The 17567-nt window shown below is 32.8% G+C and carries 14 protein-coding genes; 8 read left to right on the top strand and 6 right to left on the bottom strand.

What is annotated here, in order from left to right; genetic code table 11:
• Positions 1 to 311: 311 nt before the first annotated feature.
• Positions 312 to 1508 carry a GTPase HflX gene (gene hflX, locus ACKTTV_RS04300; RefSeq protein ID WP_408029580.1) on the bottom strand — a complete coding sequence of 399 codons (1197 nt, stop codon included), beginning with the start codon at positions 1506 to 1508 and terminating at the stop codon, positions 312 to 314.
• Between the two features lie 201 nt (positions 1509 to 1709).
• Positions 1710 to 2030, bottom strand: coding sequence for a hypothetical protein (locus ACKTTV_RS04295; RefSeq protein WP_408029579.1), 321 nt, complete (start codon positions 2028 to 2030; stop codon positions 1710 to 1712).
• A 323-nt stretch (positions 2031 to 2353) separates the two neighbouring features.
• Here ACKTTV_RS04295 and ACKTTV_RS04290 point away from each other — a divergent pair, with 323 nt between their 5' ends.
• Positions 2354 to 3325 (top strand): endonuclease/exonuclease/phosphatase family protein, encoded by a 972-nt coding sequence (locus ACKTTV_RS04290; protein WP_408029578.1) that lies wholly within the window; start codon positions 2354 to 2356, stop codon positions 3323 to 3325.
• A gap of 31 nt (positions 3326 to 3356) precedes the next feature.
• On the opposite strand, the gene glmS is transcribed toward ACKTTV_RS04290, so the two are convergent.
• From glmS to ACKTTV_RS04275, 3 genes are read right to left on the bottom strand one after another with little or no spacing between them, the layout of a single operon-like run.
• Complete coding sequence (gene glmS / locus ACKTTV_RS04285) at positions 3357 to 5213, bottom strand: glutamine--fructose-6-phosphate transaminase (isomerizing) (protein ID WP_408029577.1); 1857 nt, start codon at positions 5211 to 5213, stop codon at positions 3357 to 3359.
• Between the two features lie 10 nt (positions 5214 to 5223).
• Positions 5224 to 6921 (bottom strand): DUF4270 family protein, encoded by a 1698-nt coding sequence (locus tag ACKTTV_RS04280; protein WP_408029576.1) that lies wholly within the window; start codon positions 6919 to 6921, stop codon positions 5224 to 5226.
• A gap of 9 nt (positions 6922 to 6930) precedes the next feature.
• Positions 6931 to 7749, bottom strand: a complete 819-nt coding sequence (locus ACKTTV_RS04275; RefSeq protein WP_408029575.1) for a glycogen/starch synthase — start codon at positions 7747 to 7749, stop codon at positions 6931 to 6933.
• Positions 7750 to 7845: 96 nt separating this feature from the next.
• On the opposite strand from ACKTTV_RS04275, the gene panC reads away from it, so the two are divergent.
• The 6 genes from panC (at position 7846) to ACKTTV_RS04245 (ending at position 15485) form a co-directional block, all read left to right on the top strand.
• Complete coding sequence (gene panC / locus ACKTTV_RS04270; RefSeq protein WP_408029574.1) at positions 7846 to 8688, top strand: pantoate--beta-alanine ligase; 843 nt, start codon at positions 7846 to 7848, stop codon at positions 8686 to 8688.
• A gap of 53 nt (positions 8689 to 8741) precedes the next feature.
• Positions 8742 to 9092 carry an aspartate 1-decarboxylase gene (panD, locus tag ACKTTV_RS04265; protein ID WP_093670562.1) on the top strand — a complete coding sequence of 117 codons (351 nt, stop codon included), beginning with the start codon at positions 8742 to 8744 and terminating at the stop codon, positions 9090 to 9092.
• 8 nt (positions 9093 to 9100) lie between these two features.
• Positions 9101 to 10045 (top strand): lysylphosphatidylglycerol synthase transmembrane domain-containing protein, encoded by a 945-nt coding sequence (locus tag ACKTTV_RS04260; RefSeq protein WP_408029573.1) that lies wholly within the window; start codon positions 9101 to 9103, stop codon positions 10043 to 10045.
• 31 nt (positions 10046 to 10076) lie between these two features.
• On the top strand, positions 10077 to 11438 hold the full coding sequence (radA, locus tag ACKTTV_RS04255; RefSeq protein ID WP_408029572.1) for a DNA repair protein RadA: 1362 nt from the start codon (positions 10077 to 10079) through the stop codon (positions 11436 to 11438).
• A gap of 230 nt (positions 11439 to 11668) precedes the next feature.
• Positions 11669 to 12451, top strand: coding sequence for an outer membrane lipoprotein-sorting protein (locus tag ACKTTV_RS04250; protein ID WP_408029571.1), 783 nt, complete (start codon positions 11669 to 11671; stop codon positions 12449 to 12451).
• Positions 12452 to 12470: 19 nt separating this feature from the next.
• Positions 12471 to 15485, top strand: coding sequence for a WD40/YVTN/BNR-like repeat-containing protein (locus ACKTTV_RS04245; RefSeq protein WP_408029570.1), 3015 nt, complete (start codon positions 12471 to 12473; stop codon positions 15483 to 15485).
• Between the two features lie 67 nt (positions 15486 to 15552).
• On the opposite strand, the gene ACKTTV_RS04240 is transcribed toward ACKTTV_RS04245, so the two are convergent.
• Positions 15553 to 16593, bottom strand: coding sequence for a helix-turn-helix domain-containing protein (locus tag ACKTTV_RS04240; protein WP_408029569.1), 1041 nt, complete (start codon positions 16591 to 16593; stop codon positions 15553 to 15555).
• Positions 16594 to 16801: 208 nt separating this feature from the next.
• Here ACKTTV_RS04240 and ACKTTV_RS04235 point away from each other — a divergent pair, with 208 nt between their 5' ends.
• Positions 16802 to 17539, top strand: coding sequence for a CPBP family intramembrane glutamic endopeptidase (locus ACKTTV_RS04235; RefSeq protein WP_408029568.1), 738 nt, complete (start codon positions 16802 to 16804; stop codon positions 17537 to 17539).
• The last annotated feature ends 28 nt before the right edge of the window (positions 17540 to 17567 follow it).

Raw genomic sequence — 17567 nt, 5'->3', positions numbered from 1 at the left:
CAGAGTAACTCTAATAAAATATACTTAAAATGTAATTAATGTTATACTAAACTATTACAAAGAAAAATTAATAATTAAACAACGTAATTATATGAAGTACGATAGCTATTTTCTTCGAGAATATTAGAATTGAGTATTCTAATCTGTAGTGTAGTGTACGGTTTTTTCATCTTTAGGGGGAATTAAAGTGTTAATAATTAGTACGTAATATTTTATATTACTGGAATTTAAAGTTAATAAAAAAAAAGGAAATAAGCAATATAAACTATTTGATTTTCGTTAACCTATTTTAAAAAAAATGTAAAATATTGTTATTCATAGTATAAGAAATCGTTATAAGGGAAACGTTGTACGTGTATTTTCTTGACTTCGTCGTATACCTTTTCTCTGAACTCTTCTAGATTACTTTTGTTGAGTGCTGAAATAAAAATACTTTGTTTCTCAATATCATTCATCCAGGTTTTTTTCCAATCGTCCAAAGAATAATGCTCTTTTGTTTTTTCCGTAACTAAATCATCTTCCTCAATGGTTTTATGAGTATAGGCATCAATTTTATTGAATACCATAACAGTAGGCTTGTCAACACTGTCTATTTCATCAAGAATTTTATTTACAGATGAAATATGGTCTTCAAAATTTGGATGAGATATATCAACTACATGTAGTAATAAATCGGCCTCTCTTACTTCGTCAAGTGTCGACTTAAATGATTCAACCAGTTGAGTAGGAAGTTTTCTTATAAATCCAACGGTATCTGTCATTAAAAATGGAATATTCTTAATAACTACTTTTCTTACGGTAGTGTCAAGTGTTGCGAAAAGTTTATTTTCTGCGAAAACCTCACTTTTACTTACAACATTCATTAGTGTCGATTTACCAACATTGGTATATCCAACTAAAGCAACACGAACCATCTTACCACGATTTTTTCGTTGAACAGACATTTGCTTGTCAATGGTTTCGAGTTTTTTCTTTAGTAACGTTATTTTATCTCTAATAATGCGACGGTCAGTTTCTATTTCTGTTTCACCAGGACCACGCATACCAATACCCCCTTTTTGTTTATCTAAGTGAGTCCACATTCTTGTTAATCGAGGCAATAAATATTGGTATTGAGCAAGCTCAACCTGAGCTTTAGCTGAACTTGTTTGTGCACGATTCGCAAAAATATCTAGAATAAGGTTTGTTCTATCGAGAATTTTACAGTTTAAAATACGCTCAATATTTCTTAATTGTGCTGGTGAAAGTTCATCATCGAAAATAGCAGTCCCAATATCATGAGAATCAATATATGCTTTTACATCATCTAGTTTCCCAGACCCAAGAAAAGTTTTTGGGTTGGGCCTATCTAACTTTTGAACAAATCGTTTAGCTGTTTTTCCACCAGCGGTAAGTGTAAGAAATTCTAGCTCGTCTAAATATTCTTCCGATTGCTTTTCGTCTTGATGTTGAGTAATAATTCCAATGAGTACTACTCGTTCTGATATGGATTCTCTGGTTTCTATCATACGCGGGCAAAAGTACAAATTTCTTCTGGTTAAGCTACAGGATAACTTGGTGTTGTAGTACTTTTCAAGTATGATTGTTTGAAGTAGAGTTTATTGATACATGAATACTTGGACGTTTTGGGAATATGAGGTTGTTAAAATTAAAGAAAATATAAAAGCCTTGCTTTAGAGGCAAGGCTTTTAATTAAACACAACTAAAGTTTAGCTTTTAAGTAGTCTTAAAGGCATTTTAAAAAATTGTACATCAGTAATAGTACTGTGTACTTTCTTATAATTAAGTTTATTTTTTATAAAGTCGCATACTGAAGGATTTGGACAAGCAATATCCAAAATCACTAATTCTCCTTTTTTATTGATGATGAACTCAACCGTCGTGGTAAGTTCTTTTTCAATTTTAAAGTCTGTTTTTCCTAATAATTTTACAATCGTGGTTCTAATTTCCTGTTTGGTAGGATTTTCATTAGTTGCAAATAAAGAAATATTAATCATTGCAAATAATACGAATAAAACTAGCTTTCTCATCTTTTTGTTTTTTGATTATAACTGTTATGTTTTACTGATGTAAAAGTATTGACTTTTAGTTGTTTGAGTACTTTTCTGGTGTTACTAAAACATTGTTTAATAGTAAGTTATGTAGATTAATTTAAATAGTTTACATCTTCTTAATATTAAAGGTTTAAGGAAGATTCAAGCTGTTTTTTGGAAGAATGTAAATGAAAGGTTTTAATTTTTATATATTCATGGTTTTTATAAATAACTTAATGTGTAGATGTTAATTTTTGGTGTTAGAATTAAGTTATACCTTGTTAAATACTAGTTAATTAAATGATGAAATAATTCTTAAAATGGCTAAGGATAAATTAAAAAATACACTTACAGTAGCTTTTTATAATGTAGAGAACTTGTTCGATACAATAAAAGATCCTCATAAGGACGATGGAGATTTTACACCTATAGGGAGATTTAAATGGAACAAGAGTAAATATAGACAAAAGTTAAGGAAGATTACATCTGTGTTATCAATGATTGGCGAACATGAATCGTACAATGGACCGGCGATAATTGGATTAGTTGAAGTGGAAAATCCGAAAGTATTGAACGATTTAATTATGCATAAAAATTTAATCAAGCATAATTATAGATTCATACATTACGATTCTCCAGATGAAAGAGGTATCGATGTTGCTTTACTTTATAACCCGAGCTTGTTTACCGTGCTTTCCTCTGAATCTGTTTATGTTGGGATAACTGATGAGGATGGATCAACCGATTATACTAGAGATATTTTGGTTGTGAAAGGGATTTTAAATAATGATTTGGTTTATGTAATAGTGAACCATTGGCCGTCAAGAGCAGAAGGGGAAAAAGAGAGTGAATATAAAAGAGTAAATGCGGCTAAAGTGGTTTCTGATACAATAGAGAGGATAAAAAAAGAAGAGCGTCATGAACCGAAGTTTATTGTGATGGGTGATTTTAATGATAATCCATCATCTATGAGTATAGATAATTATTTAGTAGATGATACATTGTTCAATCCGATGAAAGCGTTGCATAAAAAGAATAATGGTACTTTAACCTATTATGGAGAGTGGCATTTGTTCGATCAAATAATCCTTTCTAAGAACTTTTTTGATGAGAGTAGTAGTTTGCGGTTTGTTGAGGCAAAAATATTTAAGAAGCCTTGGATGAGAGTTTATAAAGGTAAGTTAAAAGGAAGTCCGTTCAGAACGTTTATTGGACCATGGTATGAAGGAGGTTTTTCCGATCATTTCCCCGTTTATTTAAAACTTAAAAAGAAAAAAGCTAGTTATCAATAACTAGCTTTTTTTATTTTTTCTTAGAGAAATACTATTCTACGGTAACAGACTTAGCTAAATTTCTCGGTTGATCTACATTTTTACCTAACATTACAGCAATGTGGTAAGATAATAACTGTAAAGGAATGGTAGTAAGTAATGGAGTAAAAGCTTCTTCTGTTTCTGGAATTTCAATAACGTGATCCGCAATTTCCTTTACGGTTACATCGCCTTCAGTAACAATGGCTATTATTTTTCCACTTCTTGACTTTATCTCTTGAATGTTACTAACTACTTTTTCGTAATGCCCTTTGTTTGTTGCAATGACAAAAACAGGCATGTTTTCATCGATTAACGCAATTGGACCGTGCTTCATTTCTGCAGCAGGATATCCTTCCGCGTGTATATAAGAGATTTCTTTAAGTTTTAAAGCTCCTTCTAACGCAACAGGAAAGTTAAAGCCTCTACCAAGATATAAACAGTTAGTGGCATGCATATATACTTCTGAAATATGCTGTACAAGAGGATCAATTTCTAACAACTTCTCAATCTGATTAGGAATTTGTTGAAGTGTTTGTAAATAGTTGTTTACCGCTGTTTTTGATAAAGTTCCTTTCTCTTGAGCTAGTTTTAACGCAATTAAAGAAAGTACAGTAATTTGAGTAGTAAATGCTTTTGTTGATGCTACACCTATTTCTGGTCCAGCATGAGTATAAGCTCCTGCATGAGTTTCTCTTGCAATAGATGATCCAACGACGTTACATACTCCGAAAACGAAGGCTCCTTTAGACTTTGCTAATTTAATAGCAGCAAGTGTATCAGCTGTTTCTCCTGATTGAGATATCGCAATAACAACATCTTTTGACGTTATTACAGGATTTCTATATCTGAACTCAGAGGCATATTCAACTTCTACCGGAATACGAGCCATATCTTCGAAAAGATATTCTCCAACTAAACCAGCATGCCATGAAGTACCACAAGCAACGATTATAATTCTATCCGCATTTAAAAATTTAGGTAAATTATCATCAATCCCTGCCATTTTAATAATTCCTTCATTTGGAAGCATTCTACCTCTATAGGTATCTAAAATAGCTTTAGGTTGCTCATGGATTTCTTTAATCATAAAATGATCAAAACCACCTTTTTCAATCTGTTCAAGGTTTAATTGCAATTCTTGAATATCTGCATCAACCTCTTTGTCGGTTTCAATCTTACGAACTTTTATTCCTTTATCTCTTTTAATAATGGCTAATTCACCATCTTCTAAATAAATAGCGTCTTTAGTAAACTCGATGAAAGGAGAAGCATCAGAAGCCACAAAAAACTCCTTGTTTTCTTTTCCTACACCAATGGCAATAGGGCTTCCAAGTCTTGCAACAACAAGTTCATTCGGCTTAGTTTTATCAAATACTGCAATGGCATAAGCCCCAATTACATTGTTTAAAGCTAATTGAACCGCTTTTCCCAATTTACAACCTTCATTTTTCTTTACCTCTTCAATAAGGTTAATTAAAACTTCGGTATCAGTATCACTTTTAAATGTATAGCCTCTTGAAGTTAATTCTTTCTTTATGGTGTCGTAGTTTTCAATAATACCATTATGTACTATAACCAAATCACCAGACTCTGAAAAATGAGGATGAGAGTTCGTATCATTTGGAACTCCGTGTGTAGCCCATCTTGTATGACCAATTCCTATTTTTCCTGCTTTTCTTAATTCTTCCTGCTCTGTAATCTTTTCTAGATCACTTACCTTACCTTTTGTTTTAGAAAGATGTATGTTTTCACCATCATACATCATAATTCCGGCACTATCGTAGCCTCGATATTCTAATCGTTTTAATCCATTAATTACAATGGGGTAGGCATCTCTGTAACCTATGTAACCTGTAATACCACACATAATAAATTCTTTATCTTTTTTCTGAATATGTTAGTTTCAAAACTGCTTTTTTTGCTCCGTGCGTAGATTCGTTTTGATTTAATAAGGTTACACCCCTTGGGTTCCAGTTGTAAGTAAATACATTAGTGTTTAATGCGCCGGTTAAAAACGGATTATCAGTTGGGTTATTGTAAGCCTTTAAAATTAAAGGAGCAAAGTTAGTAGAGCTTCTATCAAGAAGGTTAGATATGTAGTCGGTAATTCTTATTGTATATTTTTCTGGTTTATCGTCAGTTGATACTAAGTTTCCATTAAAAAACTGACTTTCAGTATAAGCATCAACAACATGTTTAGGTGATGGAGTTCCATTACCATCATCTTCATTTGTATAAATGAACAAGCGTTGAGGAATAATATCTTTATTGGTGTTAACTGTTTGATTTATATAAAATGTAATTGCAGCATCATTTACTAAAAGCCCAAAACTATCATTTGCTGTGTCTCTAACAGTTGCTAACTCCTCCAAACTTAAATAATCATCTTGCGGGTTATTATCAAAAGCTTCGTATTTTAGAATAGCATTATTAGGGTCGTTTAATCTTACTTTGGCAAGATTAACTCCTAAAACTTTAACTTGAGCCATAGTTCCAGCAGTTCCTTGAATAACAAAATTCTCATTTGGGATACTGTTACTTCCTGGAGATGTTTTATAAACAGAATTACGAATACCATTTAAAAGGAATGAGTATTTCGAAAGAATTGTGTCTTTGTACACTAAATTGTCATTACCTTCTTCTTTCTCAAACCTTGAAATAGTGTAATGAAACTCAACTGCAGCGGCTGGATTAGATCCGGCAAGGTTAAATGGTAATAGAGAGCCATCACTACCTTCTGCTTTTACATATATTCCTCTGAAATAATTAGCAAACTCTTGAGATGATGTAAATTCAGAATCTCCAAATTTATCCCAAAACAACTCTTTCATTCTAGTCTTATTCAATGGAATAGAGATAAACGGTGCTTTTGTACTTAATTTATCTTCGGTATCGAAAGTTTCAGTATTGTTGTTGGTAAAGTCCGTTCTTCTCGTCCTGGTAATCGTATACATGGTGTCTGTATCCAAAGGTTTAAATGTAAAAGAAGCGTCCTTATTAAGTAGTTCGTCTTCAATATAAGTCTCATTTGACATATAAGAATTAGTCGCAGCTGGATCGCTAGGGTCTAAAGTGTTCAAATAAGTTCCATTTCTGTATACTTTAAGACTGGTTGCGATATCTGGATTACCCAATACCGAGTCAAGTACAAATTTAGGAGACCCATTATCATGATCACCTTTTCTAGTTGCCGTATAAGGTAGTTTTAGTATTACATCATCAAGATGATAAATAGAGTCAATGGGATGATCATCCGAAGCAGCTTCTACATCTTCCGTTCTTAAGTTGGTAGGAAGCCCTAATTGAGTAACAAAAGAAGATTCTAAAGTTTTATAATTTCTACTATTGTATACTCCTAACCAATATTCAGAAACCCGATTTCCTAAAGCTATATTGTCAGCCCTAACGCTTTCCAAATCAATCGGTGTAATTTCTAATTCAAGTTCAATTTCGTTTGTATTAAACTTTGTGTTTTTTACTACATTACTTCCAATATCTTTAAAGTCTTCTTCGCACGACAATATTGAGACTAAGCAAAATAGTCCTACCCCTAAAATACCAATTTTTCTAATCATCCTATATGTTTACTCACTTAATTCTAAAACATTTTCTCTATAAAATTCTAAGTATGCTTCTGTAAGGTTTTCTTCCTGTTGAAACTCAAGAACTTTAGTATCGCTATTAGCGATGAATTCTTCAATTTCGTCAGGGATAATTTCACTACCCTTTACAACAGCATCAGAATTTTCAATAGCGCTTTTTAAAATATTAGTATGATTAGGTGTTTCTAAATTTGAAATTTTACCGTTACCTATTTTGTCAAAGCGCACTTTATTAGCAAGTTCATTATTTAACTCGCCTTCAAAACCATTGTTATAAAGCGAAGTTACAATCTTACTTTGACTAAATAGAGGTTCTTCTTTATAAAATTCTCTTAAATATAGAGGAAGTAAAGAAGCCATCCATCCGTGAACGTGTATAATATCTGGAGCCCAGTTTAGTTTTTTTACGGTTTCAACAACTCCTTTCGCAAAGAAAATCATGCGTTCATCGTTGTCGTTAAAAAGTTGCTCATCTTCATCCGAGTACATTGCCTTACGCTTGAAATACTCATCATTATCAATAAAATAAACCTGCATCCTTTCCTTTGGAATCGAGGCAACTTTAATAATTAATGGCATATCCATATCATTAATTATTAAGTTCATACCAGACAAACGAATAACTTCATGTAACTGGTGTCTTCTTTCATTAATTACCCCAAAGCGAGGCATAAATATACGTGTCTGAACTCCTTTAGAATGTGCTTGCTTAGCTACATTGAACGAGGTTGATGCTAATTCTGTTTCTGGTAAATAAGGTGTTACCTCTGAAGAAACATATAGTATTCTCTTATCCTTCATTAAATCGAACTCTTTGTATGAGGATGCAAAAATACGAATTTTTATGCTAAAATCGTGTTAAATTCCTAATTTAGCACGATTTTCAATGAATAGCTAATGAATATTTTTAAATTAAAATCAGAATTAAAAGCCTTTTTAACTCTTCAAAAAAAGGAAGAAAAAACAATTGGTTTTGTTCCTACGATGGGGGCCTTGCATCAAGGGCATTTATCATTAATCAAAAGAGCTAAGAAAAAAAATGACCTTGTTGTGGTGAGCATATTTGTGAATCCTACACAGTTTGATAATAAAGAGGATTTAGATAAATACCCGCAACCCCTTGATAATGATATAAAACTACTAGAAGAAATCGAATGTGATGTTTTATTCACACCTTCTGTAAAAGAAATTTATTCAGAGAATATTGTTTCACAGAAATTTGATTTTGATGGACTGGAACATCAAATGGAGGGGAAATTTAGAGATGGTCATTTCGACGGAGTTGGAACTATTGTAAAAACATTTTTCGAAATTGTAGAGCCCGATACAGCGTATTTTGGGAAAAAGGATTTTCAACAACTACAAATCATCAAAAAATTAGTTGAAAAACATAATATTCCTGTAAAAGTTAAAGGAAGACCCATTTTTAGAGAGGACGATGGGCTTGCTATGAGTTCAAGAAATGTAAGACTTTCGGAAGAACATAGAAAAGTAGCTCCATTCATTTATAAGACATTGAAAAAAGCTAAGCGAAAATTTGGCATAAAAAATGCTCAAGAATTAACGCAATGGGTGGAGAAAAAATTTGAAAAACAAGAACTACTTCAATTAGAATACTTCACCATTGCAGATGAAGAAACATTAAAAACGCCTGTAAATATAGAACCTGATAAGAAATATAGAGCATTCATAGCAGTATTTGCTGGAAATATCAGATTGATTGACAATATAGGCTTATAATAAATTCATCATAAAGAAATTAGTATTCATTAAAAAAGACCTATTTTTGCAGTATGTTAGTACAAGTTGTAAAGTCAAAAATCCACCGTGTAAAAGTTACTGGTGCTGATTTAAATTATATTGGAAGTATTACCATTGATGAAGATTTGATGGATGCTGCCGGAATTATTGAAGGGGAGCGTGTTCAAATCGTAAATAACAATAACGGAGAGCGTTTGGAAACTTATGCAATTCCTGGGCCAAGAGGTAGCGGAGAAATAACCTTGAATGGAGCGGCTGCTAGAAGGGTTCAAAAAGGAGATGTACTTATTTTAATAGTATATGCTTTTATGGAATTAGAAGAAGCTAAAAACTTTAAACCCAAACTGGTTTTCCCTAACGAAGCCGATAACACGTTAACATAAATTTAGTTTTGACCTTGAAAAAAACTTTAAAAATTATATTACCTCTCATTTTGGGAGGTTTTTTAGTTTGGTATTCTTTATCAAAAGTTTCCATTGAAACCTTATTGAAATACTTTCAGAATGCCAATTATTGGTGGATTGCACTGGGACTTATATTTGGAATTTTAAGTCATTTATCTCGTGCCTACAGATGGAAATATTTGCTCGAACCAATGGGTTACAAACCTGATTTTGGAAATAGTACGATGGCAGTATTAGTAGCTTATCTTGTAAATTACGCTGTGCCAAGAGCGGGAGAGGTTTCAAGAGCAGCGGTAATGACAAATTATGAGGATATACCTTTCGAAAAAGGTTTCGGTACTATCGTTGCTGAACGTATTGCAGATTTGCTAATGATGTTGCTAATTATTTGTATCACTTTGTTTGTCCAGTTTGATTTTATCTATGAACTATTGACAAAGAATTTTTCGATAGAAAAGATAGCTATTATAGTAGCAGCTCTTGTGGTTGGTTTCTTTATATTTTCCCGCTATGTAAAGAAAGCGACAAAAGGAATTGGTTTAAAAATCAAGAACTTTATTTCTGGATTAATAGAAGGGGCTACCAGTATTTTTAAAATGAAAAATAAATGGGCGTTTATTTTTCACACCGTTTTTATTTGGGCGATGTATGTTGCTATGTTTTGGGCAACAGTTCCTGCAATTGAAAATTTAAGCGTTCCTTTCGGAGCTGTATTAATCGGTTTTATTGCTGGAGGTTTTAGTATTGCCGCTACAAATGGAGGTATTGGTTTATATCCTATTGCAGTAGCTGGAGCATTTGCTTTATTCAACATTCCAGAAGAGCCTGCGAATGCTTTTGGATGGATTATGTGGACGGCACAAACGGTAATGATTATTGTGTTTGGTGGTTTAGCTTTTGTATTATTACCGATTTACAATAAAAATAAATAGCTTTGTTATTTATTCAATAACTCCTTTTTAAATGGCAAAAACCAAAACTACTTTTTTCTGTCAAAATTGTGGAACCCAACATGCACAATGGGTTGGGCAATGTAATGTTTGTAAACAATGGAATACTATTGTTGAAGAGGTTATTCAAAAGGAAGAAAAAAGAAGTTGGAAATCGCCATCAAAGTCTGAAAAAAGGGTGTCCAAACCATTAAAGGTTGAAGACATTGAATTGAATCCGGAAGAAAGAATTCTTAGTAAAAACAAAGAACTTGATAATGTTTTAGGAGGCGGACTGGTAAAGGGGGCTGTTGTGTTGTTAGGAGGTGAGCCCGGAATAGGAAAGTCTACTTTACTACTTCAAATAGCACTACAAATTCCTCAAAAGGTGTTGTATGTTTCTGGAGAAGAGAGTCAGTCTCAAATTAAAATGAGGGCTGAACGCCTGGATGCTAGCACTTCAAATTGTTTGATTTTAACGGAAACCAATACCCAGCAAATATTTAAAAATATAGAAGAAGTTCAGCCAGATGTACTGGTGATCGATTCGATTCAAACATTATATACAAACTCTATAGAGGCATCTCCAGGTAGTATTTCTCAAATACGTGAAACCTCGGCTGAGTTAATTAAATTTGCTAAAGAAACGTCTACACCTGTTTTGTTAATTGGACATATTAACAAAGAAGGACATATTGCTGGACCGAAAATATTGGAGCATATGGTCGATGTTGTTTTACAGTTTGAAGGAGATAGAAATCATACTTACCGAATTTTACGTTCTCAAAAAAACAGATTTGGCTCAACTGCTGAATTGGGGATTTACGAAATGTTATCAGATGGATTGCGTGAAGTGTCAAATCCTTCTGAAATATTAATCTCAAAAAAAGATGCTGATTTAAGTGGAACTGCTATTGCTTCAACTTTAGAAGGAGTAAGACCTTTAATGATCGAAATTCAAGCTTTGGTAAGCACCGCAGTGTACGGAACTCCGCAGAGAACAACAACGGGATATAACTTGAAACGTTTGCATATGATTTTGGCGGTTCTTGAAAAAAGAGCAGGGTTTAAATTAGGGGCTAAAGATGTATTCTTAAATATTACTGGAGGAATTCAAGTAGATGATCCGGCGATAGACTTGGCAGTTGTGGCTGCAATATTATCTTCAAATCAAGATTTGGCAATTAATCCAGATGTTTGTTTCGCTGCTGAAGTTGGCTTGGCTGGTGAAATAAGACCTGTATCTAAAATTGATCAACGTATTATTGAAGCTGAAAAATTAGGTTATAAAACATTCGTGACTTCTAAATACAACAAAATAACCTCAAAGAATCATTCGATTAAACTAATTCTTGTTAGTAAAATTGAAGAGGCGTTCGCTACGTTGTTTGCTTAAATAAAGAGTTTCTTTGATCAAAAAATCTTTCAAAGGAAAAATAAAAACCCATGTTTCATTTTATGAACCCTAATACCTTGTATTTAAAGAGGTTTTATACGAAGTTTCAAGAAATGTTTCTTTGATTAAAGTCTTGTTTTGGTTAAAAATATCTTTGTTAAAATTCTGGAAATCTGTAACAAATGGTAAAACATGTGTACCAATTAACAAGAATTATTAAAAAATCAAAGATGAAAACAACTAAACTTTTTTTGGGTGTATTGTTATGTTTTTTAACAATATCAGTGTCAGCTCAAACAGCTGATGAAATAATTGCAAATTATTTTGAAAACACAGGAGGAGAAACTAAATGGCGTGAACTTAAAGGTTATAAAACAATAGCTGCTGTAAACCAAGGAGGAATGGAAATTCCGATTGAGAGTGTAGAGTTAATAAATGGTAAAACTAGTACAAAAGTAACTTTTCAGGGAAAAGAAATTAAACAAGGGGTTTTTGATGGTACAACCTTATGGAGTCATAATTTTATGACAATGAAAGCGGAGAAAAGCGATTCAGAAGCTACTAAGAATTATAAGATTTCGAGAGCTGATTTTCCTAGTCCTTTTTTAGACTATAAGAAGAAAGGCTATAAAATTGAATTGTTAGGGAAAGAAGAGAATGATGGAACGGAAACCTTTAAAATTAAATTAACTAAAACTCCTTTAACTATTGATGGGAAAACGGAAGATAATGTTGATTTTTATTATTTTGATACAGAAAATTTCGTTCCTATTGTCGTAGAGAGTAAGGTTAATTCAGGTCCAGGAAAAGGTTTAACTAGTGTTACAACATTGAGTGATTATCAAGAGGCAGGTGATTTATATATGCCTTATTCAATTGCACAGTCAATAAAAGAACGCCCTGGTTCGGAAACATCGATTGTTGTTAAAAGCTACGAGTTAAATCCAGAGGTTAGCGATGAAATATTTGCTTTTCCAGATGACAAATCATCTTCAGATGAAAAGAAAAATTGATATTTTAAATACAAGTCGGATGAAGCTCATATTTTCTTTTTTAGTAGGAATCATGTTGTTCCCTTCTTCTGCGGATGCACAAATCAGAAAGAAGCAAAGTAATCTTTTTGGAGACATAAAAGCACGACATATTGGTCCTGCATTAATGAGTGGTAGGATTAATGATTTAGAAGTGCATCCGAAAAACTCTCGAATTATATATGCTGGAACCGCTGGTGGAGGTGTATGGAAATCGAATAACTCTGGAGCCACTTTTAACCCTATTTTTGACGATTATTGTCAGTCTATCGGAGCTGTTGCTGTTGATCCGAATGATCCTGATAATACAATTTGGGTTGGAACAGGTGAAACATGGACAAGAAACAGTGTGTCAATTGGGTGCGGTCTTTTTAAAAGTATTGATGGAGGAACAAACTGGAGAAAGATAGGATTTGATAAATCGGAACGCATTGCCAATATAGTTATTAACCCTAAAAATTCCAATGAAGTTTATGTTGGTGTATTAGGTGCACTATGGGGTGATAGTGAAGAACGTGGAGTTTATAAATCAACAGATGGAGGTGTTTCTTGGAATAAAATTTTATACGTAGATCAAAAAACAGGATGTGCTGATTTAACAATGGATCCTTCGAATCCGAATGTTTTGTACGCCTCAATGTGGGAGTTTAGAAGAACTGGATGGTCGTTTAATTCTGGAGGAGATAAAAGCGCCCTATATAAATCGACAGATGGAGGAGTAACATGGAATAAGATTCACAATGGATTTCCAGAAGGAAAACTAGGGAGATTAGCAATTGCTGTAGCTCCTTCAGATTCAAATATTTTGTATACAGTTATCGAAGCTGAGCAGAATTCGAAGAAAGGGTTGTACAAGTCTACTGATGGAGGAGCTTCTTGGAAACAATTAAATAATGATTTCGGAATAACAGTTCGTCCTTTTTATTTTTCAAGAATTGTTGTAGATCCAAGAAATCCAGATGTAGTTGTAAAAGGAGGTCTTTATGGATCCATATCGCGCGATGGAGGAAAAACCTTCAAGAATATGGGAAGTATGCACGCGGATATTCATGACATTGTTTTTGATATAAACGATTCGGATCGAATGTATGTAGGAACTGATGGTGGTGTTTATAGAAGTTGGGATGGTTCTAATACACTTGAAATAGTTGAGAATATGCCTATATCACAGTTCTATCATATCAGTTTAGATGATAATGAGCCTTATAATATTTATGGAGGATTGCAAGATAATGGTTCGTGGTACGGACCGTCGAGCTCACCAAGTGGAATTAGTGCGAGAGATTGGAATTCTGTTGGGTTTGGTGATGGTTTTAGAGTATTGAAGCATCCAACCAAAAACATCGTTTATTCCGAGATGCAAGGAGCGGAAAGAGTATGGCGTTTTGATATAGACAAACATCTTGTTAAAACCATACAGCCTTTACCTGTTGAAGGGAAAGCTAAGTTGCGCTTTAACTGGAATGCACCAATGGCATTAAGTAAACATCAACCCAATAGATTTTATATGGGGAGTCAATATTTACATAAATCAGAAGATATGGGAGATACTTGGAAAGTTATATCACCAGATTTAACGACCAATGATCCCAAAAAGCAAAATCAAGAAGATTCTGGAGGGTTATCTATGGATAATTCAGGGGCAGAAAACCATACTACGATTTTTACGATTGCTGAATCTTCCTTAGATGAGAATATTATATGGGTTGGAACTGATGATGGTAATGTTCAGGTGACTTCAAATGGAGGTAAGAAATGGAAAAATACAACTTCAAACATTGAAGGGCTTCCAAAGAACATTTGGTGTTATCAAATCAGAGCAAGTGTGCATGATAAAAATACCGCTTATGCAGTTTTTGAAGGACATACAATGGGGAATATGAAACCTTATGTATACAAAACAACAGATTTAGGTAAAACTTGGGTAAATATAGCGACAAACGATATTCCAACGTTTGCTAGAAGTATTCAGGAAGATTTTGAAAACCCTAATCTTCTTTTCTTAGGAACTGAGTTTGGATTGTACGTTTCTTTAAATGGAGGAAAAGTTTGGCAACAGTTTAAGAATAATGTTCCTCCTGTGGCTATCCACGCAATTGAGTTACATAAAAAAACAAATGATTTAGTTTTAGGTACCCATGGACGAGGTATAATTATCTTAGATGATATTTCGCCTTTGAGAGAGTTAACAGAGGAAGTTAAAGCTAAGAAAGTTCACTTTTTTAAGACAGAACCCAAAGTAATGAGTGATAGAAATGGTTTTGGAACCTCTGCCGATGAAACTGAGTTTTCAGGAAGCAATGGTACTCAGTCTTTGGAAATAAAATATTATTTGAAGAAGAGGCATACCTTCGGGAAAATGACTATGAAAATATACGACTCTCAAGATAATGAGGTTGCTACATTACAACCAGGAAAATCCAAAGGAATTAACATTGTTACTTGGAATTATTCAATGAGAATGCCTAAAGTGGCAAAAGGAAAAACTTTTAGTTTTGGTGGTTTTTCAACTCCGCGTGTTCCCGCAGGTGTATATAAAGTGGTTCTTAAAAAAGGTAAAGAAAAATTTGAACATGTTTTTGAATTAAAATATGATTCGAGAACAGGCTTAACTCAGGCAGATCGAAAGTTGAAGCATGATACAACCATGAAGTTGTATAGGATGACTGAAGAGTTGGCTTACCTTGTTTATGAGCTTGATGCTATTTATGAAAACATTAAAAATTCTGATAAAAAATTAGCTGTCAAGTTGCAAGAGTTAAAAGAGACCTTGGTAATAACTAAAGGAGATAACTATGTTGGAAGTTCAGAACCTCAGTTAAGAGAAAAAATTTCTGATTTATATAGTAAGGTTATTGGTAATTACGATAAACCGTCTCAGTCAGAGATAGATGCTATTAAAATCTTGGAAACTAGATTCGAAAGGGCTAAAAGAGATTTTAAAAAGTTAAGGTCGAAAGCAAAAGTAATAGACTTGAAACTTAAGAGTTACGATGAATTTATAAGTAAAAAATAAAATATAGGCTTAGAGAATAGATTGGATTTAGTAAGTCTCCATATTATTTAATAATGTGGAGACTTTCTTAATTCTTATGGAGCTTTTTGTATTGAGAAGGAGTCATGCCAGTTCTGTTTTTAAATGCAGTGTTAAATACGGATTTAGAGTTAAACCCCGAAGCATACATAACTTGCTCAATATTGAGCTTGTTTTCATGGAATGCATTCAGTAATAGTTTGCTTTCCTCTATTCTGTGATCAATAATAAATTGATTAAAGTTCTTATTTAAAATTTTGTTTAAATATATTGTAAGATCGGAAGGTGATGCATGTATTTCTTTAGCTAATATGTTTAAGTTTAAATCAGGTCTTAAATAAAGTTTATTTTCTTTAATTGCGCTATCCAAATTACTTTCTATCATTCTTCTTAAAGCGTTAGGCATTACCTCATGAATATTTTCAAATTTCAAAATTTTGGGGTTGATTACAACCTGAATAAAAAAATAGGCAATACCCATGGTGAAAATTAATTCAGAAATAACAAAGATGGTCCATGATAAAGGTTCATTTATTAGCATTAGCTGATGATGTAGTATTACTTCTGCCAACCATAAAGCATTCCATAGAACTATTGTGATGAAAAAGAGTTTTATGCTGCTGTTTTTTATATAATTAACAATTAAATACAGTGCTGTCAGAATCCATAAAATTTTGACTAAGTCAAATGGTAAAATAAGGTCAAAATTGAAAACATATCTTAAAATAATGTTTATCGGTAGCATCACAACAGCCAAGCCAAAATATGGTAAACCTTGTTTTAAGGAAACTTCCTTTTTAAATAAGGAGTGAACAAAAATGAATAATGATAGTAACATTCCTACTTCTAAAGCTCCCATGGTAACTCTATAGAACTCCAAAATTGGCTTTGTTAAAATAGATGAAATCCAAGAGGTATAGTTTAAGATACCATATAAATCAGTTATTAACTTTATGTAGAAAAAAATACTGAGCCATTTAATAGTTTTATTGTCTGAAGTGTATTTTATATTCAAATAAATGATAAAAAACACAGAAAGAAAGAGTTGCAGTATTTCAGTAAAACTTTTAAGCCAAAAAAAATCAATCATTATAAAAACAAAAACGTTCTAAATTTAAATTCAGAACTATTTTAAGGTCAAATACCTCTAGCTTCGTGGTACTATTTCTGGTAAATATATGGATTTCATTACGCACATTAAACAATTATTATCTAAATATAAAAAGGCCGTTTTTCTCTCGCTTCTGTTGAGTTTAACCTTGCTTTTAGTAAGTCTTTTTTATAAAAGTAATTATAAGGTGATTATTTATCTAATTGTAATGCTAGGGGCTTTTTTAATTTCAGAATTTGTTGTTTTTTCTGGAAGGTTTAAGTTTAAAGATTGGAATATAAAGGAACCCAAAAAAGAGTTGTATGTGATTTTTCTAACTCAAATAATTACCTGTTTTTTGCTAGTATATTGGTTTGCAATAGCAAAACAAAAAGTAGAAAGCAGTCTGGTGAAAATAGTTCTATTTTCCGGAAGAATCCTTTTTGTTTTTCCTGTCTTTTTTATCATATACTTTGTAGGGATAAAAAAATATAGCTTAAGGCAATTAGGAGTGTTAAGCTTTTATAATTGGTATGTTAGCTTGCCTATTATAATTTTAATCGGAGGTGTAACATACTTGACATTTCCTGAAAGCTTACAATTCAATAGTATATTAAAACAAAATGGAGGGAGTGCTTTTCTAGTTCTAGGCTTTTTAACTGCGGCAATTCCTGAAGAAATTACCCGGGTTCTAATACAATCTAGACTTTCAAGAGTTTTAAAAGATAAAAGTTGGGGATGGTTTTTAGCTTCGTTTTTATGGGCGTTGTTGCACATTCCGACCTTTGCCAAAAGTTCAGGAGATTATATCGGAGCAACGTTCTCGGCATTAGGGATTTTGCCTATTGGGTTGTTATGGGGGTATTTAAACGAACGCTATAAGTCAATCATCCCATCGGTTTTAATTCATGGAACCAATTTATGGGGATTACAAAACATATTCTAAGATAATACATTAAACGCCTAGCCTACTA

Source organism: Tenacibaculum xiamenense, from assembly GCF_964513065.1.
GTDB classification, from domain to species: Bacteria; Bacteroidota; Bacteroidia; order Flavobacteriales; family Flavobacteriaceae; genus Polaribacter; species Polaribacter xiamenense.
Note: the sequence above shows the minus strand (reverse complement) of the source record. Positions and strands in the feature narration are given on the sequence as shown.

Excerpts from the sequence above, each read along its gene's own strand:
- hflX (WP_408029580.1), bottom strand. The coding sequence starts at position 1,508 with ATGATAGAAACCAGAGAATCCATATCAGAACGAGTAGTACTCATTGGA.
- ACKTTV_RS04295 (WP_408029579.1), bottom strand. The coding sequence starts at position 2,030 with ATGAGAAAGCTAGTTTTATTCGTATTATTTGCAATGATTAATATTTCT.
- ACKTTV_RS04290 (WP_408029578.1), top strand. The coding sequence starts at position 2,354 with ATGGCTAAGGATAAATTAAAAAATACACTTACAGTAGCTTTTTATAAT.
- glmS (WP_408029577.1), bottom strand. The coding sequence starts at position 5,213 with ATGTGTGGTATTACAGGTTACATAGGTTACAGAGATGCCTACCCCATT.
- ACKTTV_RS04280 (WP_408029576.1), bottom strand. The coding sequence starts at position 6,921 with ATGATTAGAAAAATTGGTATTTTAGGGGTAGGACTATTTTGCTTAGTC.
- ACKTTV_RS04275 (WP_408029575.1), bottom strand. The coding sequence starts at position 7,749 with ATGAAGGATAAGAGAATACTATATGTTTCTTCAGAGGTAACACCTTAT.
- panC (WP_408029574.1), top strand. The coding sequence starts at position 7,846 with ATGAATATTTTTAAATTAAAATCAGAATTAAAAGCCTTTTTAACTCTT.
- panD (WP_093670562.1), top strand. The coding sequence starts at position 8,742 with ATGTTAGTACAAGTTGTAAAGTCAAAAATCCACCGTGTAAAAGTTACT.
- radA (WP_408029572.1), top strand. The coding sequence starts at position 10,077 with ATGGCAAAAACCAAAACTACTTTTTTCTGTCAAAATTGTGGAACCCAA.
- ACKTTV_RS04250 (WP_408029571.1), top strand. The coding sequence starts at position 11,669 with ATGAAAACAACTAAACTTTTTTTGGGTGTATTGTTATGTTTTTTAACA.
- ACKTTV_RS04245 (WP_408029570.1), top strand. The coding sequence starts at position 12,471 with ATGAAGCTCATATTTTCTTTTTTAGTAGGAATCATGTTGTTCCCTTCT.
- ACKTTV_RS04240 (WP_408029569.1), bottom strand. The coding sequence starts at position 16,593 with ATGATTGATTTTTTTTGGCTTAAAAGTTTTACTGAAATACTGCAACTC.